Annotated in this window: 22 protein-coding genes; 13 read left to right on the forward strand and 9 right to left on the reverse strand. The window is 62.6% G+C overall.

The features are described from left to right. Positions 1–18: 18 nt before the first annotated feature. Both NKJ77_RS05525 and NKJ77_RS05530 read right to left on the reverse strand, forming a co-directional pair. On the reverse strand, positions 19–1,077 hold the full coding sequence (locus NKJ77_RS05525; RefSeq protein WP_023700014.1) for an alpha/beta fold hydrolase: 1,059 nt from the start codon (positions 1,075–1,077) through the stop codon (positions 19–21). A gap of 128 nt (positions 1,078–1,205) precedes the next feature. Beyond that, positions 1,206–1,460, reverse strand: coding sequence for a hypothetical protein (locus tag NKJ77_RS05530; protein ID WP_023700013.1), 255 nt, complete (start codon positions 1,458–1,460; stop codon positions 1,206–1,208). A 220-nt stretch (positions 1,461–1,680) separates the two neighbouring features. Between NKJ77_RS05530 and NKJ77_RS05535 the strand changes: the two genes are divergently transcribed. The 13 genes from NKJ77_RS05535 to NKJ77_RS05595 all read left to right on the forward strand — a co-directional run bounded on the left by NKJ77_RS05535 (position 1,681) and on the right by NKJ77_RS05595 (position 16,862). Then, a complete protein-coding gene (locus tag NKJ77_RS05535; RefSeq protein WP_023821879.1) occupies positions 1,681–4,833 on the forward strand; it encodes a GAF domain-containing protein in 3,153 nt (1,050 codons plus the stop codon). A gap of 367 nt (positions 4,834–5,200) precedes the next feature. Further along, positions 5,201–6,169 (forward strand): manganese catalase family protein, encoded by a 969-nt coding sequence (locus NKJ77_RS05540; protein ID WP_023681124.1) that lies wholly within the window; start codon positions 5,201–5,203, stop codon positions 6,167–6,169. Positions 6,170–6,310: 141 nt separating this feature from the next. Further along, a complete protein-coding gene (locus NKJ77_RS05545; RefSeq protein ID WP_023700011.1) occupies positions 6,311–7,360 on the forward strand; it encodes a chemotaxis protein CheB in 1,050 nt (349 codons plus the stop codon). 273 nt (positions 7,361–7,633) lie between these two features. Then, positions 7,634–8,416: a heme-binding protein gene (locus NKJ77_RS05550; RefSeq protein ID WP_023826387.1), complete on the forward strand. Its 783-nt coding sequence runs from the start codon at positions 7,634–7,636 to the stop codon at positions 8,414–8,416. Then, positions 8,413–10,290 (forward strand): methanol/ethanol family PQQ-dependent dehydrogenase, encoded by a 1,878-nt coding sequence (locus NKJ77_RS05555; RefSeq protein ID WP_023830877.1) that lies wholly within the window; start codon positions 8,413–8,415, stop codon positions 10,288–10,290. Before NKJ77_RS05550 ends, NKJ77_RS05555 begins: the two co-directional genes overlap by 4 nt. A gap of 58 nt (positions 10,291–10,348) precedes the next feature. Then, positions 10,349–11,140, forward strand: coding sequence for a substrate-binding domain-containing protein (locus NKJ77_RS05560; protein ID WP_023712211.1), 792 nt, complete (start codon positions 10,349–10,351; stop codon positions 11,138–11,140). Beyond that, on the forward strand, positions 11,137–11,670 hold the full coding sequence (locus NKJ77_RS05565; RefSeq protein ID WP_023833986.1) for a c-type cytochrome: 534 nt from the start codon (positions 11,137–11,139) through the stop codon (positions 11,668–11,670). Before NKJ77_RS05560 ends, NKJ77_RS05565 begins: the two co-directional genes overlap by 4 nt. Next, positions 11,667–12,680, forward strand: a complete 1,014-nt coding sequence (gene coxB / locus NKJ77_RS05570; RefSeq protein ID WP_023729516.1) for a cytochrome c oxidase subunit II — start codon at positions 11,667–11,669, stop codon at positions 12,678–12,680. The genes NKJ77_RS05565 and coxB overlap by 4 nt, the downstream gene beginning before the upstream one ends. Beyond that, positions 12,677–14,647 (forward strand): cytochrome c oxidase subunit I, encoded by a 1,971-nt coding sequence (ctaD, locus tag NKJ77_RS05575; RefSeq protein WP_352534503.1) that lies wholly within the window; start codon positions 12,677–12,679, stop codon positions 14,645–14,647. The genes coxB and ctaD overlap by 4 nt, the downstream gene beginning before the upstream one ends. Then, positions 14,644–15,249: a cytochrome c oxidase subunit 3 gene (locus tag NKJ77_RS05580; RefSeq protein ID WP_352534505.1), complete on the forward strand. Its 606-nt coding sequence runs from the start codon at positions 14,644–14,646 to the stop codon at positions 15,247–15,249. Before ctaD ends, NKJ77_RS05580 begins: the two co-directional genes overlap by 4 nt. Beyond that, a complete protein-coding gene (locus NKJ77_RS05585; RefSeq protein WP_352534507.1) occupies positions 15,249–15,590 on the forward strand; it encodes a hypothetical protein in 342 nt (113 codons plus the stop codon). The genes NKJ77_RS05580 and NKJ77_RS05585 overlap by 1 nt, the downstream gene beginning before the upstream one ends. After that, entirely contained in the window at positions 15,587–16,465 is an 879-nt protein-coding gene (locus tag NKJ77_RS05590) for a cytochrome c oxidase assembly protein (protein WP_352534509.1), read from the forward strand. The genes NKJ77_RS05585 and NKJ77_RS05590 overlap by 4 nt, the downstream gene beginning before the upstream one ends. Then, complete coding sequence (locus NKJ77_RS05595; RefSeq protein WP_023712217.1) at positions 16,446–16,862, forward strand: c-type cytochrome; 417 nt, start codon at positions 16,446–16,448, stop codon at positions 16,860–16,862. The genes NKJ77_RS05590 and NKJ77_RS05595 overlap by 20 nt, the downstream gene beginning before the upstream one ends. A gap of 1 nt (position 16,863) precedes the next feature. Here the strand turns inward: NKJ77_RS05595 and NKJ77_RS05600 are convergent, their stop codons facing one another. Genes NKJ77_RS05600 through NKJ77_RS05630 form a run of 7 tightly spaced genes read right to left on the reverse strand, consistent with a single transcriptional unit; the run spans position 16,864 to position 22,781 of the window. Continuing rightward, the gene (locus tag NKJ77_RS05600; RefSeq protein ID WP_023681112.1) at positions 16,864–17,670 is read right to left on the reverse strand and encodes a lanthanide ABC transporter permease protein PedC; all 807 of its coding nucleotides are present in this window, start codon (positions 17,668–17,670) and stop codon (positions 16,864–16,866) included. Beyond that, positions 17,667–18,392, reverse strand: coding sequence for a lanthanide ABC transporter ATP-binding protein PedB/LutE (locus NKJ77_RS05605; RefSeq protein WP_023729522.1), 726 nt, complete (start codon positions 18,390–18,392; stop codon positions 17,667–17,669). Before NKJ77_RS05605 ends, NKJ77_RS05600 begins: the two co-directional genes overlap by 4 nt. Continuing rightward, a complete protein-coding gene (locus NKJ77_RS05610; protein ID WP_352534512.1) occupies positions 18,389–19,351 on the reverse strand; it encodes a PQQ-dependent catabolism-associated beta-propeller protein in 963 nt (320 codons plus the stop codon). The genes NKJ77_RS05605 and NKJ77_RS05610 overlap by 4 nt, the downstream gene beginning before the upstream one ends. Then, entirely contained in the window at positions 19,339–20,514 is a 1,176-nt protein-coding gene (locus NKJ77_RS05615) for a lanthanide ABC transporter ABC transporter substrate-binding protein PedA1 (RefSeq protein ID WP_352534514.1), read from the reverse strand. Before NKJ77_RS05615 ends, NKJ77_RS05610 begins: the two co-directional genes overlap by 13 nt. Then, complete coding sequence (locus NKJ77_RS05620) at positions 20,511–21,182, reverse strand: ABC transporter ATP-binding protein (RefSeq protein ID WP_352534516.1); 672 nt, start codon at positions 21,180–21,182, stop codon at positions 20,511–20,513. Before NKJ77_RS05620 ends, NKJ77_RS05615 begins: the two co-directional genes overlap by 4 nt. Continuing rightward, complete coding sequence (locus NKJ77_RS05625) at positions 21,182–21,985, reverse strand: ABC transporter permease (RefSeq protein ID WP_352534518.1); 804 nt, start codon at positions 21,983–21,985, stop codon at positions 21,182–21,184. Before NKJ77_RS05625 ends, NKJ77_RS05620 begins: the two co-directional genes overlap by 1 nt. After that, the gene (locus NKJ77_RS05630; RefSeq protein ID WP_245262596.1) at positions 21,960–22,781 is read right to left on the reverse strand and encodes an ABC transporter substrate-binding protein; all 822 of its coding nucleotides are present in this window, start codon (positions 22,779–22,781) and stop codon (positions 21,960–21,962) included. The genes NKJ77_RS05625 and NKJ77_RS05630 overlap by 26 nt, the downstream gene beginning before the upstream one ends. Positions 22,782–22,946: the final 165 nt, after the last annotated feature.

Consider the following 22,946-nt stretch of genomic DNA (forward strand, 5'->3'; position numbering starts at 1 on the left):
GAAAGCCCCGTTTGGAGATCATTCCGTGCAAGCGGCGTCGCTTATCGCCGGTGGCTCCCGCGAGGCCGGATCTGCCTTGAACTCGTCGGCACACGACTTGGGTCGCTGCCGACGGCCCGCTTGGAACAAGGCGTGCCGTCCTGCAATAGTGTGCACCATGCCGACCACTGCCTGCGGGGCGCTCTGATGAACCATATGGCCGGCGCCCGGAACCACCTCAAGGAGAGACCCACCGACTTCCGCGTGCAAGCGTCGTGCATCGCGTTGCGCGTCGAACAACCGGTCCCCGGATCCCGCCATGATGCCGGTGGGCACGGCAATGTCCCTATAGTTGGCTTTTCCCAAGAGGGACGCGGCCAGCATCGATGCTGTCTCCAGAGAAACCGCCCGCAGTTGGGAAGGGCGGCTGGCGACATCTTTGGCCAGTGCGGCGAAGTCGCCGGCGACGACGGCGGGTTTAAAGATCTTCTCCATTGCCCAATGCCAAGCAAGCCTTACAAGCGGGGGCAGCAAGGTGTGACGAAACGCGGTGCCGATCACAGGCAGTGCAGGGAGTGCGGCCAGTGCAAGATCCAGCCGCGGTGGCGGATAGTAATAGCCCGAGACCAGCACGATGCCGACGACCGATTGAGAATGCCTGCGCGCCAATTCGAGGGCGATCCAAGCTCCCCAGGAATGTCCAAGCACGAGGTATTTCTCTATACCCAGCCCGCAGGCCGCGGCATGTATAAGGTCGGCTTGGTCGCGAGCGGACCAACGCCGGCCGCGCGGCCGTGAGCTTCGCCCAAAACCGGGACGATCAAATGCAAGCACCCGGTAGGTCTTTGCCGCCTCATCGAAGATGCCGCTCGACTTGAAATCCTCCGCCATGGATCCATTGCCATGCAAGAGAAGGAGCGGCATGCCGGTTCCGGCTTCGATAAAATGCAGGCGCACACCATAGATCTCCATCACACGTCCGCACGCCCGGCCGGCAATCGCACGTTTGGCGCGGATGGCGTTGTATGCCGCCAGCGCCGCCAACGAGGCCGCGAGCAACCCGGTCGCGAGTTTCGGTCCATCTCTGTCGAACGCCATGCCCGTGCCTGTTGGAAACTATCTCCCGACCCCAACTCTCGGGGCGAAAGCTTGTTCCGCCAGACAAGACAACGCTGTACAACCGGCTCAAGCGGCTAAAGTAGGCCTTCTCCACGGAGTTGGGACCGTTAAGCTTGGGCAGCGCTGCTGCCTCCCATTTTCCAATCACCCTGCCAACGTGCGCGCACGGCAATCATCAGCATGGCCGCTTCCGTCATCCCGGTCTGGAAAAGTCTGACCAGCTCTCTCGCGATGGATTCTGCCGCGGTAGTGTCCGACGAAATCTCAAATTCCTGACACAGCGCGTCGAAGACCGACCGAAGCGTTCTCAGGTCGTCTGGATAGAGAGCGTCCGTATTCGTAAGAATGGGTCGGTCAAGCATCAAACGTCTCCAAACGAGTGAAGTGCGGTTCGGGCACCCAGCCAGCGGGAGCTCGTCAAGTGCCCGCTGGTTTCCCCTTTATCCGCCACAGCGCGCCAAGCTGTCATTAACCTATGACCGGTGCGGCGTGTTCGGCTGACCGGCCCGCCAAAGAAACTGCCGTCCCGCGGGGAACTCTTGGCCGCAGACTGCATTTAAGTCCGGGCAAAACGGGGACGAAATGGGGGCCACTTCAAGCAATCCGCGATCTGAACTGCAGCGCTTCGAGCTTTTGGCAGCGCTGGGCGACCGTATTCGCGAGATTACGGATCCCGCAGAACTGGCCTACGCAGCCGCGGAACTGCTGGGGAACCATTTTGGCATCAGCCGAGCCGGATACGGCACGATCGATCTAGAGAAAGAAACGATCACCATTGACAGGGACTGGAACGCGCCAGGCATCAAAAGCCTGGCTGGGACGCTGAATTTCAGGAACTACGGCTCGTATATCGAGGATTTGAAGCGAGGCGAAACCGTTGTCTTTGAAAACGCCGAGACAGATCCGCGAACCAGCAGCCATGCGGAGGCACTCAAAGCCATCAGCGCCCAATCCGTCATCAACATGCCCGTTACCGAGCATGGCGGGCTGGTGGCGCTGTTATACCTGAACCACTCCGCGCCCAGACGCTGGGCGACGGAGGAAGTAGCCCTCATTTCGGCAGTCGCGGACCGGACGCGTACGGCGATAGAACGCCTTCGCGCCGAACTGGCCCTCCGTGAGAACGCCGAACGCCTTGCTTTTCTCGACCGCCTCGGCAGGGAGATAGCCCTCGCGGCCGACGCCGATGCTGTCATGCAGATCACCACTCGGCTCCTCGGCGAACATCTTGGCGTCTCGATTTGCGCCTATGCCGACATGGAGCAGGACCAAGACCATTTCACCATCCGCGGCGATTGGAGCGCACCTGGCTCGCCCAGCATCAGGGGATATTACAGTCTTGCCGATTTCGGTCGCCTGGCTGTCACCAACCTCAGCGCCAACAAGCCGCTTATCATCAACAACAACCTTGAGGAAATTGCTCCCGAGGAAGCGAAGACCTTTCAGGATATCGGGATAACGGCAACCATCTGTATGCCTTTGGTCAAACAAGGCCGACTGACTGCCCTGATGGCCATCCACGACAAGCAGCGCCGCGTCTGGTCGCAACGCGAACTGTCCTTGCTGACCGAGGTGACGGAGCGGTCCTGGGCTCACATCGAGCGCGTTCGCTCGGAACAGGCGGCACGGGCCAGCGAGGAGAGGCTGAGGCTTGCCACCGACGCGGCCGCTATTGGCACCTGGGATTACGATCCCATCAGCGGAGTGCTGCGTTGGGACGACCGGTGCAAAGCCCTTTTTGGTTTGCCGCCGGACGCGGAGGTGACATATGAAAGCGCCTTCCTGGCGGGCCTCCACCCGGAAGATCGCGCACGGGCCGACGAGGCCGTACGCCAGTCGCTCGCGCCGGGCACCCCCTCCCGCTACGACATCGAATACCGGACGATCGGCCTTCGGGATGGCAAGGAGCGCTGGATTGCCGCAACGGGGGAAGCGCTTTTCCAGTCCGGCCGTGCGATCCGCTTCATCGGCACCGTGGTTGATGTCACCGCGCGAAAGCGGGTGGAGCATCAGCTTCAGTTGATGAACGCTACGGCGGCAGCCGTGGCGGCCGAGCTTGACGTGGAGCGAATTGTCCAGACGGTAACCGATGCCGGCGTCGTGCTGTCGGGCGCACAATTTGGAGCTTTCTTCTACAATGTGATCGACGACAAGGGCGACAGCTATGTGCTCTACGCCCTTTCGGGGGCACCTCGTTCTGCTTTCGAAAACTTTCCCATGCCGCGCAACACCGCGGTGTTCGAGCCCACTTTCCGCGGCACAAGCGTGGTGCGTTCCGACGATATCCTCACCGATCCGCGTTACGGAAAGAACTGGCCCCGCAAGGGAATGCCGGAGGGCCATCTGCCGGTGCGTTCCTATCTCGCCGTGCCGGTCGTCTCGCGTTCGGGCGAGGTCCTGGGCGGCCTCTTCCTTGGTCATTCAGAGACCGGCGTGTTCGCCGAACAGCAAGAAGCGGCCTTGCTGGGGCTTGCCGGCCATGCCGCGACGGCCATCGACAACTCCCGGCTGTTCAAGGCGCTGCAGACACTCAACGGCACGCTCGAACAACGTGTCAAAGATGAAGTTGCGGAACGCGCCAGAGCAGAAGAGCACCTGCGCCAAGCCCAGAAGATGGAAGCTGTCGGACAGCTCACCGGTGGCATCGCGCACGACTTCAACAATATGCTGGCCGTCATCATCGGCGGCCTGAACCTTGTGCAGCGCAAGCTCAGAAACGGCGATACCAACGTCCACCAATTCGTAACCGGCGCGATCGATGGAGCACAACGTGCCGCAGAACTTACCAGGCGACTGCTCGCCTTTTCCCGCCAGCAACCACTGGCGCCGAAGCGGCTGAATCCAAATCGCCTCGTCTCCGGTATGAGCGAATTGCTGAACCGGACGCTTGGCGAGACCATCCAGATCGAGACCGTGCTCGCTGCGGGCCTATGGCATGTCGAGGCCGACGCAGGGCAATTGGAAAGCGCGCTGCTCAACCTTTGCGTCAACGCAAGGGATGCCATGCCTGCTGGCGGCAAGCTGACGATCGAGACATCAAACGCCCACGTCGACGATCGCTATGCCAGGGAGAACGCGATCCCCTCCGGCCAGTATGTGATGATAGCGGTCACCGATACAGGAACGGGCATGACTGCTGATGTTGTCGCAAGAGCCTTCGATCCGTTCTTCACCACCAAGGGGGTCGGCAAAGGCACCGGGCTGGGACTCAGCCAAGTCTATGGGTTTGTTCGCCAGTCCGGCGGCAGTGTGAAGATCTATTCCGAGCAGGGCATCGGAACCACCTTGAAGATATATTTGCCGCGCTCGCACCATGGCGTGCTCGACAGCCAAATCGACGTCGTGGCAGGCGAGCACCCCGGCTGTGCAGACGAGATCATCATGGTTGTCGAGGATGAAGATCGCGTCCGGCTGATGGCCGCGGAAGCGCTGCGGGAACTGGGCTACTCCGTGCTGGAAATGCAAGGTCCACGCGAAGCGCTGGTGGCCGTCGAAAGCGGGCAAGTGCCGTCGCTTCTGTTCACCGACGTGGTGATGCCGGAGATGTCGGGCCGGGAGCTGGTGGATCAGGTCAAGACAATGCACCCGTCGCTAAAAGTGCTCTACACCACCGGCTACACACGAAATGCGATTGTCCACAACGGCACGCTCGATTTCGGAACCGAACTTTTGACCAAGCCTTACACGATCGACGAATTGGCAGAGAAAGTCCGGAAGGTGCTGGATCGAAAGTGAACGGGCAACAGCCCGCGACGCTCGCCGTGTGACCGAACCCGGCGTTTGCCGCGTAAGGTGTGCGGCGAAACGGGCCGAAGGTGTCGACACCGACATCGTATTAATATGGCCCGGCTTCACTTTTCCGAGCCAGTATCCCTCCAGATTTTGTCTACCTCTTGCCCATCCGCGGCCTTGCTCATTGCTGTGATGGCGCAGCACGATCGAAATCTCGTTGCCGCCGGTCACCGGTCGGAGAAATAAATGCCGCCTCTGGCTCCCTGCGATGCTCAACACTGAAGTTACCGTAAAAATGCTCACTGGCCGATGGCCGGATGGAACAATCAACTTGCCGGGATGTTCGGATGATCTAACCGGAGAGATGTCCATGTTCATGCACAACAAGCGCCTGCAATACACCGTTCGCGTCTCGGAGCCGAATCCTCGCCTGGCCTGCATGATCATGGAACAGTTCGGCGGCGCCGATGGCGAGCTTGCAGCGGCCATGCGCTATTTCACGCAAGGGCTTGGCGAGGACGATCTTGGCCGTCGTGACATGTTGCTCGATATTGCGACCGAAGAACTCAGCCATCTCGAAGTGGTGGGATCAATCGTCACCATGCTCAACAAGGGGCTTAAGGCACAGCTGGCCGAGGGCCAAATGAAGGAAGCGGACCTTTACCTGATGATCGGCGCCAGCGGCACAACAGCCAAGGAATCAATTCTGTTCGGCGGCGCTCCCGCGCTGTGCGACTCAGCCGGCGTTCCCTGGACCGCGGCCTATGTCGATTCGCGCGGTGAACCTACGGTGGATTTGCGATCGAATATCGCGGCCGAAGCTCGCGCCAAGATCGTTTACGAACGCCTCATCAACATCACCGACGACCCGGGAATCAAGGACGCGCTCGGCTTCCTGATGACGCGCGAGATCGCGCACCAGAAGTCGTTTGAGAAAGCACTTTACGCGATAGAAAACAATTTCCCTTCCGGCAAGCTCCCAGGCGTAGAGAAGTACGCCAGCATGTATGTCAACACCTCTCAAGGCGACGGCGATGTCGCTGGCCCATGGAATTCCGGCGAAGAGTGGGATCGGATCGATGACCTTGAAGAGGTGATGCCCGTCGACGGCGGAGACGGCCTGGCAACTGTCAAGCTGGGGGCCAAAGACATGAAGGTGGTGGCCAGGATGGCCGACCGTACGCTTTCCGATCCGGCTTCCGATCCGACAACAGGCGCTGATCTAGGGGCTGGCCCGGGAGCTGGCCGTACCAAGAACGCCGATTTTGGCGGCGCGGCAAGCATTCAGGAGGCCCCGGCCGTGGCAGAGGCTGCCGTCAAACGCGCACGTAGGCGTTAGTACAGAGCCGACATCATTGCGGGCATCTATGTTCCGCGATGCGGCCGGAAGCTAACACCGACGAAGGCAGGGCGCCCGACCAGCAACGGACTGGCCGGAGCGCTCGCATCGACATCTGTGCTGAATGTGGGTGAAGCAACCATGGCCACCGCCGCACCACGATCAGATTCGGAGCGTGCGGGCCAGCCGGACAAGGTCCGTCCCGACGGTTGCAAGAACCGGTGCATCGTGACAATCGGAGCATCGGCCGGCGGCGTCGACGCGCTGAAGAGACTTGTCCGCGATCTTTCGCCGGACATCCCGGCGGCTCTCCTCGTCGTACAGCACGTTGGTCCCACGAGTTACCTCGGCGACATTCTCGGTCGCGCTGCCAACATGCCCGTTGCAAATGCCTCCAACGGCATGAAGGTTAAAAACGGGCACATCTTCGTTGCACCGCCCGGAGCTCACCTTCTGTTACATGACGATCATATGCTGCTGCGGCGCGGGCCGCGCGAGAACCTGGCGCGCCCCGCCATCGACCCCCTGTTTCGATCGGCGGCCTGCAGCTTTGGCGGCAGCGTGATCGGCGTCGTGCTCACAGGCAGCCTCTCCGACGGCACCGCCGGCCTGCACGCAATCAAGATGTGCGGAGGCGTCAGCGTAGTCCAGGACCCCGGCGACGCTGCAGTACCCGACATGCCGCTGAGCGCCTTGCAGAATGTGGAAATCGACCATTGCGTCCCTCTGTCCGAAATGGCTGGCCTGTTGCACAGGCTTGCTTCCGAAATCGCAGGACCGACACCAGAAATCCCGTCCGGCATCCGCCTTGAGGCAGCGATTGCAGCTCAGGAGCACAGCACAATGGAACTGACCGAAGGCCAGCTTGGCGCCCCCTCGACATTTGTCTGCCCCGAATGTCATGGCCCCCTATGGGAGATAGAAGACGGGCCGATTACCCGTTACCGCTGCCACACCGGACATGCGTTCGGGGCAGACGTTTTGATGCAGGCCCAGGCTGACGATGCGGAACAGGCTCTTTGGAGCCTTTTAAGAGCGCACCAGCAGCGGGCTGAGTTGGCGAAACGTACGGCAAAACGCGAAGCCGCGCGGGAAAGACACAGCCTGGCCAGCCAAATGGCTGCGCGGGCCGCGGAGTACGAAGCCGACGCGAAACTTATTGAAGAGATCATCCATCGTCGAACGCCGTGACAAGGCAACAGCGTTTGTCAGGGCGGGTGCGTCTGCGCCATCCCGATCGCATTTTCCTGGATCAGCCGCGTTGCCTCACCGCTTGGCCTGTGGCCACGGGTATCCAGGTCCCATGCTTTGATTGAACACCTGCACCCAAATCCAACTGCACGAATTTTATGCAAAGCAGGAACATAGAAGCATTACGCGAGTTAGGCACTGACGCACTGGACGTATCCTCGCATTCTGCGGTCTGCCGGGGTGGTCCTTGTTATGTAAACGAATGCCAGGACAATGTATCGCTCGCAGCTTTTCGTACCTCTTTTTGGCCTGCTGTTGCTGATGGGTGGCCTGTTCCACGGGCACGATGCCATGGCGCAGGAGCCCTGTCCGGCCGATCACGATAAGCTGCTTGCAGCCCTCAAAGCCAACGTGAAGGCAAGCGGCGGACCAGCCAATGGCGGCTTTGAAACCAACGAATGGGCAGCCATCGTTGCCCGTGACGGCACTGTCTGCGCGATTGCGTTCAGCGGCCCCACCCCCGACTCGCAATGGCCGGGAAGTCGGCTCATAGCAGCGGAGAAAGCCAACACGGCCAACGGTCTCAGCCTGGCTCAGATGGCCCTCTCTACGGCCAATCTCTATGCGGGGGTGCAGCCGGGCGGGCCGCTATTTGGCCTGCAGGAGACCAATCCCGTCAACCAGGCCGCGGCCTATACGGGCGATCCCAAAACGTTCGGAAGCGCCGGCGACCCGCTCGTCGGCAAGCCGATCGGAGGCGTCGTGGTGTTTGGCGGCGGGCTTGCCCTCTACGACGGCAAGAGCATTGTCGGCGGCCTCGGCGTTTCAGGCGATTCCTCATGCGCCGATCACAATGTCGCCTGGCGTATCCGCGCGGCGCTCGGCTTCGACAAGGTCCCGGCAGGCGTCAATCCAAATCGCAAGGATGCCATTGTCTACGATCTGGACCCCGGCGGCAAAAGCGCTTCGGGCTGGGGCCATCCGCTTTGTGCCGGAACGGAGGCCGACATCGCGGCCGAACTCGGCGCCGGCGTGGGAGGCTCGATCAATAAATGAAAGCTATGCCGCAGTTGGCATTAACGCGCGTTGACGTAGAACGACGTACCCGCAAATTGGCAGCCGGGAATTCCTTTGGCGCTATCCTTCTGGTGACGCTGCTCGCCTGCCTGCTGCTTCTGGGCGCTGCGTCCGAGCCTCCTAAAACACCAGCGATCGTACCGCCAGCCGCAGCTTCGCCACCCGATGACGGCCAATGGACGATGCCGGCCAAGAACTACGCGTCGACGCGCTTCAGCGAACTCTCCGAGATCAATGAAGGCAACGTCAAGAACCTGCAGGTCGCGTTCACGTTCTCGACAGGCGTGAATAAGGGCCAGGAAGCAGCGCCGCTGGTCGTCGGCAACACCATGTATATCGTGACGCCCTTTCCCAACTTCGTCTATGCGCTCGATCTCTCCAAGCCCGGCGCCCCGATGAAGTGGAAGTACGAACCCAATCCCGAGCCGGCGGCACAGGGGGTGGCCTGCTGCGACGTCGTCAACCGAGGGGTGGCATTCGCCGACGGGCGCATCTTTTTCAATACGCTGGACGGCCACACGATTGCCCTTGATGCGAACACGGGCAAGCCGATCTGGAACACTCATGTCGGCAACATCAACATCGGCGAGACCATCACCATGGCGCCGCTTGTGGTGAAGGGCAAAGTGCTGGTCGGCAATTCCGGCGGCGAGATGGGCGTTCGCGGCTGGGTAAAGGCGCTCGACGCCGGCGACGGTCATGTCGTCTGGATCGCCTATAGCACCGGGCCGGACAAGGACGTGCTGATCGGATCGGACTTCAAGCCGCACTACGACATGGACAAAGGCAAGGATCTTGGCGTCACGACGTGGCCGCCGGAAGCCTGGAAGATCGGCGGCGGCAACATGTGGGGCTGGATTTCCTATGATCCCGATCTGAACCTGATCTTCCACGGCACCGGCAATCCCGGACCATGGAATCCGGATTTGCGGCCGGGCGACAACAAGTGGACGTCTGGCATTTTCGCGCGCGATCCCGACACCGGCGCGGCGAAATGGTTCTATCAGTGGAGCCCGCATGACCTCCACGATTATGACGGCATCAACGAGCAGATCCTGCTCGACATGACCTGGCAGGGCAAGCCGCGCAAGGTGCTGATCCGGCCGGAGCGCAACGGCTATCTCTACATCCTCGACCGGACCACCGGCGAGGTGCTGTCGGCAAAACCCTTTGGTCCGGTCAACTCCAGCAAAGGCGTGGATCTGAAAACCGGCCGGCTGATCGTAAATCCGGACAAGAAGACCGGCACCGGCAAGGTCGTTCGCGATATCTGTCCGACGGCGTCTGGCCTCAAGGACTGGCAGCCTTCCGCGTTCTCGCCGAAGACCGGCCTGCTCTACATCCCGCACAACAATCTGTGCATGGATGAAGAAGGCGTCGAGGTGAACTACATCGCCGGCACGCCCTATGTGGGCATGAACGTCCGCATGATACCAGGGCCCGGCGGTAATCGCGGCGCCTTCACCGCCTGGGACATCGCCGCGGAGAAACCCGCCTGGAGCCTCAAGGAGAATTTCCCGGTGTGGAGCGGCGCGGTAGTGACCGCCGGCGACGTTGTCTTCTATGGCACGATGGAAGGCTGGTTCAAGGCGGTTAGCGCCAAGACCGGAGACCTGCTTTGGCAGTTCAAGACCTCGTCCGGGATCATCGGCCAGCCCATCACCTATCGCGGTCCCGACGGGCACCAATATGTCGCCATCCTCTCAGGCGTCGGCGGCTGGGCCGGCGCAATTGTATCGGGCGATCTTGACCCGCGTGACGCCACCGCCGCACTCGGTTTCGTCAATGCCATGAAGGATCTGAAGAACGCGACAACCTCGGGAGGCACGCTTTATGTGTTCCGGCTGCCTTGATGGATTGTACTTGACCGTAGGTCCGGCGCGAAAGGCGTGTCAACGGCTGGCGATCGGCATGGCCGCCATCACCTTCGTGTTCTTGACGGCCACAGCAGACGCACGTGAGTTGAGGGTCTGCGCCGATCCGAACAACATGCCGTTCTCCAACGCGGCAGGTCAGGGCTTCGAGAACAGGATCGCCGAAATCGTTGCGTCCGATCTCGGCGCCAAGCTGACCTATACCTGGTGGGCGCAGCGTCGCGGCTTCATCCGCAACACGCTGAAGGCGGGCCTGTGCGATCTCGTGCCGGGCACGCCGAGCAACCTCGAAATGCTGCGCACCACCACGCCCTACTACCGATCGTCCTATGTTTTCGTCACCCGCAGGGACGGCCCCGACGTAGCATCGTTCAATGATCCGCGGCTGCGCGACATGCGGATCGGTGTTCAGCTCATCGGCGACGATGGCGCCAATTCGCCTCCGGTCCAGGCGCTTGGCCGCCGCGGTATCGTCGGGCACCTCGTTGGCTATCCGGTCTATGGCGATTATTCCGCCCCCAACCCGCCGGCGCGCATCGTCGAAGCGGTGGCGAGTGGCGAGATCGACCTTGCCGTGGTCTGGGGCCCCCTCGCCGGCTACTTCGCCGCCAGGCAGAAGGTGCCGCTCCGCATCACGCCGGTTGCGCCCCGCATCGACGGACCGCAACTGCCGATGATCTACGACATCTCGATGGGCGTCCGCCGGGAAGACGATGCGCTGCGCGGCGATGTCAATGGCGCCCTGTCCAGGCACAAGGTCGAGATAGATGCCTTGCTGTCACAGTATGGCGTGCCGCGCCTCGATGCCTCGGGGAGCCCGGTGCGATGAGAGCCGCTGTGGCCATGCTCCTGTTTCCAATCCTTGCGCTCGCTGCCTGCCAGCGCGAGGAACGTGACACGCGCCCGCAATCGGCGCTCGGATCGGGCGAGCAGCCGACGCCTGTGACCACGCTGGAGCCCGGCGGACAGCGGCCCCCCGCCAGCGACAACAAGGCGGCGAGCTTCGAGGCCAACGCCTTCCACATGAGCGAAGGGAAACGGCTTTTCGGCTGGTTCAACTGTTCGGGATGCCACGCCAATGGCGGCGGCGGCATGGGGCCGGCCCTGATGGACCAGAAGTGGCTCTATGGCAGCTCGATCGAAAGCATCCATGCCACGATCCGCGACGGTCGGCCAAACGGCATGCCGAGCTTCCGCGACAAGATTCCCGACGACCAGATCTGGGAGCTTGCGGCTTTCGTGCGCTCGCTGAGCGGCAACGCGCCGTCTTCCGCCGCGCCGCAACGCAATGACGACATGATGGCGCATCCGTCGGAAAACCGCATGCCGGACGCGGCCACGCTGGGGAAGTCGCCGTGAAACGTCTCGTCTCGATGGCGTTCGCCACCGCCGGCGCTCTGTTGCTCCAGGGATGCGCGGGCTGGCAATCCGCCCTCGACCCGAAAGGTCCCGCGGCGAGCGAACTGGCATGGCTGATCTGGTTCTTCACCGCGCTCTGCGCCGTGGTGTGGGTGCTGGTGATGATCGCCCTCGTCGTGCCCTTGATGATGCGGTCGCGCGCGCAGGCGGAGCCGCTCGCGATCGAGGCCGGCGCCGACGACCGGAAGCTGCGCGCGGTGATGACCGCCGTCGGGTTGACCGCCATTGTCCTGATCGGACTGACCTTGCTGAGCTTCTTCGCCAACAGGACGCTCGCCGCGATCGGCTCGGATGCCGCGCTGACCATTCGGGTCACCGGCCATCAATGGTGGTGGGAGGTGCGCTATGAGGATGCCACGCCAAGCCGCATCCTGACCACGGCGAACGAGATTCATATCCCCGCCGGGGAACCGGTGCGGCTTCTTCTGACCTCGACCGACGTCATCCATTCCTTCTGGATTCCGAGCCTTTCGGGCAAGCTCGACCTCATTCCCGGCCACATGAACGTGCTCGACCTCAAGGCCGACAAGCCTGGTGTTTACCGAGGTCAATGCGCCGAGTTCTGCGGGGCGCAGCACGCAAACATGGGTACCTTCATCATCGCCGAGCCGCGTGCGAAGTTCGACGCTTGGTGGAACGACCAGTTGCAGCCGGCAGCTACTCCGACGGGGGACGAGGCCAAGGCCGGCCAGGATCTGTTTCTGAAGCGCCCTTGCGTGATGTGTCACAGAATAGGCGGCACGCCTGCCGGAGGAACGGTCGCCCCCGACCTCACCCATATAGCCAGCCGGCAGACGCTTGCCGCCGGGACATTGACGATGAGCCGCGGCAACCTCGCCGCCTGGATAGCCGACCCACAGGGCATCAAGCCCGGATCCCACATGCCGGTGGTGGAGCTCAGCGGCGACGAACTCAACGCCATGGTCGCCTATCTCGAGGCGCTTAAATGAGCAGCGCGGATCTCACAAGCGAACGCGACCTGCCGCGCGAAACGCCCGCCACAGGCGACGTCGCACCCGAGCATGACGGACCGCGCGACACCGGCATGGACGATGCCAGCCTGGATCGCTGGCTGGCGCGGACATGGCGCACGCCCCCCGGCATCATCGGCGCGCTGTCGAGCGTCGACCACAAGGTCGTCGCCCGGCGCTATCTGATCACCGCCTTCGTGTTTCTGTGCCTGGGCGGGCTCAACGCTGTCGCCATGCGCATCCAGCTCTCAGGGCCGCAGCGCGGTCTGATCGGCCCGGACCTCTACAACCAGCTGTTCACGATGCATGGCGTAACCATGATGTTCCTGTTCGCCGTGCCCATCGTGCAGGCGACAGGCATCTATCTCGTCCCGCTGATGGTCGGCAGCCGCAACATCGCCTTTCCCCGCCTGAACGCGTTCAGCTACTGGATCTATGTTTCGGGCGGCATATTCGCCTGGGTGTCTTTCGCGCTCAACATGGCGCCCGACGTCGGCTGGTTTGCTTATGTGCCGCTGTCAGGCCCCGAATTCGCGCCGGGCAAGCGGGCCGACGTCTGGGCCCAGATGATCACTTATACAGAAGTATCCTCCCTGGCCGTCGCGGTGGCAACCATCGTCACCGTGTTCAAGCAGCGAGCCCCCGGCATGTCGCTGGACAGGATTCCGCTCTACGTCTGGGCAATGCTGGTTACCTCCTTCGTCGTCGTCTTCGCCATGCCCGCGGTGATGATCACCTCGACCTTCCTGATCCTCGACCGGCTGGTCGGCACACATATCTTCAACCCCGCCGAGGGCGGCGACGCACTGCTCTTCCAGCATCTGTTCTGGTTCTTTGGTCATCCGGAGGTCTACATCATCTTCCTGCCGGCGACGGGCATGGTCTCCGCGACCATCCCGGTCTTCGCCCGGCGTCCCGTGTTCGGACATCTCGGGCTGGTCTTGTCGCTGATCGCCGTCGGCTTCCTTTCGTTCGGCCTCTGGGTCCATCACATGTTCGCGACGGGACTACCCAAGCTCGGCGCCAGCTTCTTCACCGCGTCGAGCATGCTGATCGCCATCCCCAATGGCATTCAGATCTTCTGCTGGCTGGCGACCTTGTGGGACGGCAGGCCGGTGATCCGCACGCCGCTGCTGTTCGTGTTCGGCTTCTTTTTCATCTTCGTCATCGGCGGCCTCACCGGCGTCATGCTCGCTTCGGTGCCGCTGGACCTCCAGGTGCACGACACCTATTTCGTCGTCGCCCATTTCCATTACGTGCTGATCGGCGGTTCGGTCTTCCCGCTGCTGGGCGCGGCCTATTTCTGGTTCCCCAAGATCAGCGGCCGTATGATGAGCGAGCGTCTCGGGCGCTGGCATTTCTGGCTGGCTTTCATCGGCTTCAACGCGGCTTTTTTTCCAATGCATCTCGTCGGGCTCTGGGGCATGCCACGAAGGGTCTACACCTATCCGGCCGAGCTTGGCTGGGGCAACATCAACCTGTTCATCAGCGCCGGCGCGGTGCTCTTTTTCCTCAGCTTCGTACTGTTCACTTTCAATCTTGTACACGGCGCGTTGAAGGGCGCACTGGCCGGAAACAATCCCTGGGATGCCGGTACGCTCGAATGGGCGACGTCCTCGCCACCGCCAAGCTATAATTTCGCGCGGATACCGATTGTCACACACGTCGAGCCGCTCTGGGCCGAACGGGAGGCGCTGCCTGTAGCGACCGGACTCCGCGTCGATGTCCGTGAGCTGTTGATCTCAACCGTGGCGGAAGCCCACCCCGACATTCGCGAGAAATCGGCGACACCGTCGATCTGGCCGCTGCTGGCGGCAATCGCTGTCGGCGGTACGTTTGTCTATTCGATCTTCACGCCCTGGGCGATCGTCTGGGGCGCCGCGCCGATCGCCATCACCTTGATCGGATGGTTCTGGCCCAAGGACGACCCGGAGGATGAGGGATGAATGAGCGTCCCAGCTTGGATCTTTCGGACCTCCCAACCTTTGGACATGGTCCGCGCAGCCCGACCTGGTGGGGAACGCTCGGCTTCATGGCGCTGGAAGGCATGGGCTTTGCGTTGGCCGCCGGCGCTTATCTCTATCTCGCCACTTTGTGGCCCAACTGGCGTCTAAGCGCCCCGTACCCCAACCATTGGCCCGGAACGATCGTCACCATCCTGTTCATTATCAGCGTGGTGCCGAATCACATCCTCCACGGCCATGCCAAGCAATGCGCGATCGTGCCGGTGCGGATCGGGCTGGTGGTGATGTCGCTGCTCGGTCTGGCCCCGCTTGTCGTGCGCTGGTTCGAATTCCCGGCGCTGAACATCTACTGGGACACGAACGCCTATGGTTCGATGCTCTGGGTGCTGCTCGGGCTGCACACCACACACCTGATCACCGATGTCGGCGACACCATCGTTTTGACGGTGCTGATGTTCACACGCCATGGCTATAGCGGCCGGCGCTTCGGCGATGTCGGCGACAATGTCTTCTATTGGGATTTCGTGGTGCTGACCTGGATCCCGATCTATCTGCTCATCTACTGGATGCCGAGGCTAGGCTGATGCGTGCGTTGAAAAAGGGAACGTCCTGGGGTGGTCTTCTGTCGGGGCCGATGGCTTGGGCAATCTCGACGCAGCTGAACTACGCACTCGTACCATGGCAGTGCAACCGCCAGGTGCCGGTGGTGCTTCCCGTGGCACTGGTGCTCGCCGTGCTTTCGCTGCTTGGCGGTGCCTTGTCATGGCGGGCGAAGCGGCAGGGCGGCGCCGCCTTCAAGCCTGAGCGCACGCGCAGCACCGAGCAGTTCGTCGCCGATCTCGGCATGCTTGCGGCATTGCTGTTTGCCCTCGTCATCATCATGCAAGGCAGCGCGGCTCTCATTCTCGACGAGTGCCTGCGATGAGCTTCGACGCGTTCTTCTCGACCTCGATCTGCTACGGCGCCGGCGCGCCCGAGGCCGGATGGACGCTCGCATTTCCCATCACGTTTCCGCTGGCCGCGACTGCCTTCCTTTATGCCATCGGAGCGACTCGGTTGTGGCGCCGCAGCAGCCGAGGCCGTCCCGAGCGGATGCGGCAGGCGTTGTTGTTCGCCGCCGGTTGGGGCGTGCTGACGGCAGCACTGGTCAGCCCCATCCATGCGCTCGGCGAGCGGGTGTTTGCCGCCCATATGATCGAGCATGAACTGCTGATGGCGGTGGCGGCGCCTCTCCTTGTCGCCGCGTGCCCAGGCGCAGTCCTGCTCTGGTCCTTGCCGGCCTCACTTCGCCGCGGAACGGGCAAGCTCACGCGCGCAAAGACGCTGCAATCGGTTTGGGCCCTGGTGATCCGGCCCCTCAACGCGACGATCATTCACGGCGTCGCCATCTGGATCTGGCACATTCCGGCGTTGTTCCAGGCAGCGCTCCAGCAGGGCTTTCTTCATTATGCCCAGCATGCGAGCTTCCTCGGCACAGCCTTGCTGTTCTGGTGGGCGCTCCTTCCGCGCCCCGGTCGACAGCAGACCTATGGCAGCTCCGTCATGCATCTTTTCTTCACCTCGCTTCATACCGGCCTGCTCGGTGTCCTGCTGCTGATGTCGCCTAAACTCTGGTATCCGGAGAATGGCGCCGGCGCCGCGTTGTGGGGCCTGACCGCGATCGAGGACCAGCAACTTGCCGGATTGGTAATGTGGGTTCCGGCCGGCTTGATCTATGGCGGCGCCGCCCTGCTGCTCGCCGGCCTGTGGATAAGCAGCAGCGCAACCAGGGAGGCAACACATGCGCTCCGACCTGGGTAGGCTGATCGGGGGCGCCCTTGCCGCAATCCTGCTGCTGACCGCGGCTGTGGCAGCGGCGACCTTGTGGTCCGACCGGCGCGACCGTGTCCGGCACGAGTCGGATGCGGCGACTGGGGGCGTAGGCGCTCGCGCCATTCCGATCATGACGGCGAACGGCTGCTCCGGCTGCCATACGATACCCGGCGTGCCGGGTGCGCAAGGCCAGGTCGGACCCCGCCTGGATGGTGGCCTTGCCGACAGGGTCTTTATCGGTGGCCTGCTGGCAAACAATCCGGAGAACATGATCCGCTGGATACGCTCGGCGAGGGAAGTCAATCCGCACACGGCCATGCCGTCGACGAGGATCACCGAGCAACAGGCGCGGGACATCGCCGCTTATCTCTATGCTTTGAGGTAAATCAGCCCTCGCCGCCGCGCCGGGACCACAAGCCGCGGCCGGGATCGTAGCCGATGACCGCCGCGAGGAAGAAGGCGATGAGGCAGCCAAGGACCACAATCGCCGCGACAGGATCGAACCGCAGATAGAGCGCGAAGCGTATCAGCTCGACCGCCGAGCTGAACGGGTTCCAGGCGGCGATTGTTGCCAGCACCGGTCCCGCCTCGGCAAGCCGCCACAGCGGATAGAGCGCCGTCGAGGCAAAGAACACCGGAAAGATGACGAAATTCATGACACCGGCAAAGTTCTCCATCTGTGTCGAAACCGAGGAGACAAGCAGGCCGAACGCGCCAAGCATCAGGCCCGCCAGCACGAGCGCCGGAAATACCGCGACGTAGCCGAGAACGGGCGGCCGCACATCCCAGAAACGCGCGATCAACAGAAACAAATAGACCAGCGGCACGCCGACGATCACGCTGGCCAGCAGGCGCGCCGCAAGCAGGTACCAGCGCGGCAATGGTGCGGTCAGCAACAAGCGCATGCTGCCCATCTCGCGATCGTAGACCATGGCCAGCGAACTCGCCATGGCATGGAAGAGCAGCATCATGGCCGCTAGCCCGGGCACCACATACACGTCATAGAGAACATAGGTCTGGTAGGGTGGCGTGATCGACAGACCGAGAACGGAGCGGAAGCCAGCGGCAAAGATTGCCAGCCAGACCAGCGGCCGTACCATCGCCGAGAGCAGCCGGCCGCGTTGCCGCAACGTGCGCAGCATCTCCCTGCGCAGGATGCCGTTGAGCGCGCGCACCGCGTGAGACGTTTTCATTCGGACTCCGTCAGCGACGCGAAGGCCTCGCCCGTGCTCGCTACACCGAGATCGGTAGCCAGGCGATCGGCGCGGCCGGACCACCGCATTGTGCCTCGATGCAGCACCACCACATCGTCATCCGCCGTTAGTTCTTCCAGAAAATGTGTTGCCCACAGGACGGCAATGCCGCGCTCGCGGCAAAGCTCCCGCACGTGCCGCTCGAGCGCGCGGCGGCCCGGCACGTCGAGCCCGGTGGTCGGCTCATCCAGCAGCAAAAGGCGTGGGCTATGCATCAGAGCGCGTGCTATCTCGACACGGCGACGCTGCCCCCCGGAAAGCGCTCGGGCAGGATCGTCGATCCTGTCCAGCACATCCAGCCGGCCGAGTTCGTGGATGGAGCGCTCCTTGCTCAAGGCCTGGCTAAGGCCATGCAAGGCCGCGTGGTAACGCAGGTTCTCGCCGGCCGTCAGATCGAGATCGAGGGTCGGCAACTGGAAGACGACCCCCATCTGCGCCAACGCGGCGGACGGGTTGACATCCATCGCCTGGTCGAAGACATGCACCGAGCCGGAGCGGGCGTGATAAAGACCGGTGATCAGCGAGAACAACGTCGTCTTGCCGGCGCCATTGCGGCCTAGCAAGATGCACATCCTGCCTTGGGCCACAGAGAAAGAAACGCCGTCGAGAACCCGCCGGTTTCCGAAACTATGGCCCAGATTCTCGACCGACAAGGCGTTCATGGCCCGATCACGACGCCCCACGGCCCCCGCCCCACCGGCAGCGATTTCACCACCTCCTGGTTTTCCAGATCGATAAACGAAATATCGCCGGAATTCCCGTTTGCGCTGACCAGGCGCTTCTCGTCGCCGGAGAGCGCAACGTGCCAGGGTCGTTGACCAACAAGGTAGAGCCGACGGACCGCCAGCGTTTTCACATCGACTTCCGCAATCCTGTTGGCGGGGCCGAGCGCCACATAGACGGTCGTGCCATCGCGAGACGTCGCCATGCCGACCGCCTGCACACCCTCGCGTCGTATACCCGGCACCTCGAACTCGACTTTGCCGGTCTGCGCGCGCGTTGCCGTGTCGAAGACGGTGACAGTGCCCCGGATCTCCGAGGACACCCAGAATTGCTTACCGTCCGGCGAGAATAAAGCCGCGCGCGGCCGGGTATCGACCAGCAGATTGTCGACGAGTTCCAGCGTGCCTGCGTCGATCAGGTGCACCATGCTGGTGGTCTCCGAAGTGCAGGCGACATAGCGGCCGTCGGCGCTGGCCGCCATTCCTTCCGGTTCGACGCCGACATCCACGGTGCCGATGACCTTGGCCGCGGCGATGTCCACCACCGACACCAGATTGTCATTCTCGTTGGCGACGAACAGCCGCTTGCCATCGGGATGGACTGCGAAGAATTCCGGATCGGCTCCCGAAGGCAATTCCCCAACGACCCGCCGCTTCGCGACATCGACCACGTTGATGCGGTTGTCGTCGCCTTCCGCGACGAACAGCCTCTTGTTGTCGATCGACAGCGCCAGCCCGCGCGGACGGCGACCGACATCGATCGTCGCCAGCAAAGTCATTGTCACGCCGTCGACGACCGCGACCGTATTATCCTGCTCATTGGAAACGTAGATGGTCTCGGCGGCGGCGGGAGCAGCAAGAGCGAACGCCGCCAACAACAGCGTCATCAGAACTTGCATGTGCTCTCCTCCAGGTCGATGCCCAGCGTGTCGAGCGGCGTGCGCTGATGCAGGAAGCCCGGTTGCGGTGAGCTGGAAATCAAGAGGCGAGGCCCGGCGATCAAAATGGGCTGGCGCATCTGTCCGTCCCAGGGACGGAAACTAAGCCCCTGCCCCTTGAAGCCAGCGAGAAGAAACGCGTCGCCGCGTATATATCTGCCGATTGCCGCGGGATCGAGACTGTGCAGGCGCGTCGTCGCTTCGCCGATACTGCGCACAGCGAGCCAGGCCGCGTAGTCGCTGGGCAACATCCAGCGGCCTGCCTGCCTGTGGAAACGGTCCTGCAGTTGCGTGGCGCCCCATTCCTCGCTGACAGCGCTCCAGCCTGTGGCGACCAGCCCTTGCGTGCCGGCGACGATTCTCGGCAGCGCGGTGCGGCCCTCCAGATAGGCGCCGAATTCATCCGCCTCGTCGGCGACCACGAGCACATCATAGTCGCTGACCTGCGTGACCGCGGGTATTTCGGTCTGCAGCGTGACATGCCCTGTATCGGCACGTCCGTTGGCGGGCCTGAATGTCCACGGCTGGTCGATCGTGATCTCGGCTCCGAAGCGAGCCGCCGCCCGTCGAAAGGCCGCAGCCATCGCCTGATCCTGCGAATGCGGCCCCACAAGCAGGAACCAACGCTGCCAGCGCTTCCAGGCGAGATATTGCGCCAGCCCGTCCGCGAGCATGGCCCGGCTCGGGATCGTGTGCAGCACGTTCCCACGGCAGTCCTGCTGGCGAAGCACGTCGTCCGGCGCCCGGCTGTTGAGCAACGTCATCTGCTCGGCACCGGGCGCGGCACTGGCCTGTAGAAGCTGACGGGCGTCGAGATCGGCGATGACAAAGGCGATGCCGGCATCGGCGAATTGTCTTACCGCGTCGTCCGGCGTTTCGGTTGGTTTCAATATCCTTTCCTCCAGCCGAAATTTCTGCCCAAGAAACCGGCCGGTGCTTTCGTCGTCGGCAATGCCCAGCCGAGCGCCTTGCAGGCCGTCGTCGGTGACGGTTTCATCAAGGGGTCCAAGGGGCAGAGCCGGTTTGCGCTCCTGGCCGATATACCCGATCACCATCGTCTGTTGCTCGGTGGCGCCAGGGCCGGTGATCAGCAAAAGAAAGAGAAGGCCCAGCAACAGTCTCATTGTGTCGCCCCCAGCCCAAAGCGCGACGATCCCGCTTCATCGCCACCAGAGATTGCGACATCGCGCACGATGCGCGCCGGCGATCCCTCCAGAACAATAACCCGATCACCCAGCGACGAGGCATAGGCGAGATCATGCGTAACCAGCAGCGTGGTAGTCCGCCGACTGGCGAAACAATCCTGCAGCAGGCGGCGCATGGCTTGCGCGGTCGCCTCGTCGAGTGAAGCGAATGGCTCGTCGAGGAGCAGGAGCGCAGGCTCCACGGCGAGCGCCCGGGCAAGCGCTACGCGCCGCGCCATGCCGCCCGAGAGTCGCTGCGGATAGCTCTTCTCATTGCCTTTCAGGCCGACAGCGGCAAGCCACCGGGCCGCATTGGGCGCGCGATCCGGGATGGCCATCTCTACATTGCGCAAGGCGGTGAGCCAGGGCAGCAGCCTCGGTGTCTGGAACAGCATGCCTATCGGAAGCGGTCGTCCGCTCACGCTGCCGCGAAATTCGCGGTCGACGCCCGAAACGATCGACAGCAGCGTCGACTTGCCGACACCGGAAGGGCCGGTCAGGACGCAGACCTGTCCGTCGGCTATATCAAGCGACAGCGCGCGAAAGATCGTCCGGCGCTGGCCGTCGTCACCGGGGAAAGTCTTGTCCTCGATCCTGATCCTCAGCATCAGCGCCGCCAGGCGAACAGACGACGTTCCAACGGCACAAGCAGTCCATACTCTATGGCAAGCATCACAAGGCCGAAGCTGATCGCATAGGCAAGGATGTGGGTGACGTCGAAGTTCTGAAAATAGACCTGTAGCTGGAAACCGACGCCGTTGGAGCGGCCGAGCAGTTCGGCGAGCAGCACGACTTTCCACGTTAGTGCCAGCCCGCTGCGCAGGGTGACGAGAAAGAACGGCGCCAATTGCGGCAGCACGACATGCCGCAGCTTTGCAGCACGCCCGAAGCGATAGAGCTCAGCCATTTCGGCAAAGTCCTTGTCCAGCCGGCTGGCGCCTTCACGAATAGTCACCACGACATTGGGGATCTTGTTGAGCGCGACCGCAAGGACAAGCGCAGACTCGGCAAGACCAAGCCAGATATAAATTAGAATGACCGTGATCAGCGCCGGCATGTTGAGGAGTAACACGATCCAAGGCCTCATCCATATGTCGGCTCTGTGCGAGCGGCCTGCCGCGTAGCCAAGGGCCGCGCCAATGACGATTGCCGACCCGAGGCTTGCCACGACGCGCGCAAGCGAGATGCCCAAATGGTATGGCAGCTCGCCCCGAACCGCTTCGTGCAGGAGAACCGAAACAACCTGGACCGGACCAGGAAACAGGCGATCGGCGGCGATCGATGATGCAATCTGCCAGACGAGCACCATGGTCAGCAATGCCGCAGTGGATTGACAACGCTGCATTGTGATGGGGAACGCTGGGACATCAGTCATTGGCGCGAGCTCAAGCCGGTATGGCCCGGAAGACACCAGGATCGAGGCTCGTCGCCTTGCCGACCAGATCCTCGCCGCCCAATTCGGCCAGGATTGCAAACAACCGGGCCGCGCCATCACGTTCGTCTTTGCCGAACCGACGAGGGATTCCGGCTCGATAGGCGGCGCGTAACGCCGCCTGTAGGTGAGGATCGTCCGTGCCCAATTGGGGCGCGAGCACCCGCCATTCGTCGTCCGAAGACTCGAGCAGCGACTTCGCTGCCGCGGTCGCGCTCGTGAATCGCGCGAGGGCTATCGGGTTGGCCCGCGCCCAGCTTTCATGGAAGACGTAGCCGAGCATCGGCAAGTCCACGGATACGCCAAGCCCCTGCAGGATTTGCGCGACACTGAGCAGAGGCCTTGCCCCCTCTGACTCGAGACGGGCGGCGAAATTCCAGAACGTCAGCAGTGCATCCAGTCGCCCCGCCAGAAATTCCTGCTCCAACAAAGGCGGCGCGCCGAACACTGGCTCCACCTCTTCAGCAAGATCGCGCTTCACCTGACGGAGGCCGAGCGCGCGCAATAGGATCCAGCTTTTGTCCAGCGGACCACCTGCGATCCCCAGCCTTTTGCCCTTGAGGTCCGCAAGAGTTCGAATGGGCGAGCCTTGCGGCAGTTCCAGCGCGCCGACGGCACGAGAATAGGGATAGAAGACCAGATCAGCGCCTTCGCTGCGCTGGCGCATGACCCACACCCAGTCCGAAACGATGACGTCGACGCTGCCCGCCAGCAATGCGGTCTTACCGGCTTCGGTACCGGCAAGCCGCTGAGCCTCGATTGATACGCCGTGCACAGTGTCCAACGCATGTCGCCGCATGACGTCAACTTCCCAGGCGGCGGTGCCAAATCCCAGCACGCCAAATCGCACGAGCGGCGATGGCTGTGGCGCGGCTTCTGCGGAAGGACCCAATAGCCAGCAACAAATACCCGCAAGAGCGGCCCGCCGCGAGATGTGACC

The organism is Mesorhizobium sp. M0052, from assembly GCF_040323255.1.
In the GTDB taxonomy this organism is placed as follows: Bacteria; Pseudomonadota; Alphaproteobacteria; order Rhizobiales; family Rhizobiaceae; genus Mesorhizobium.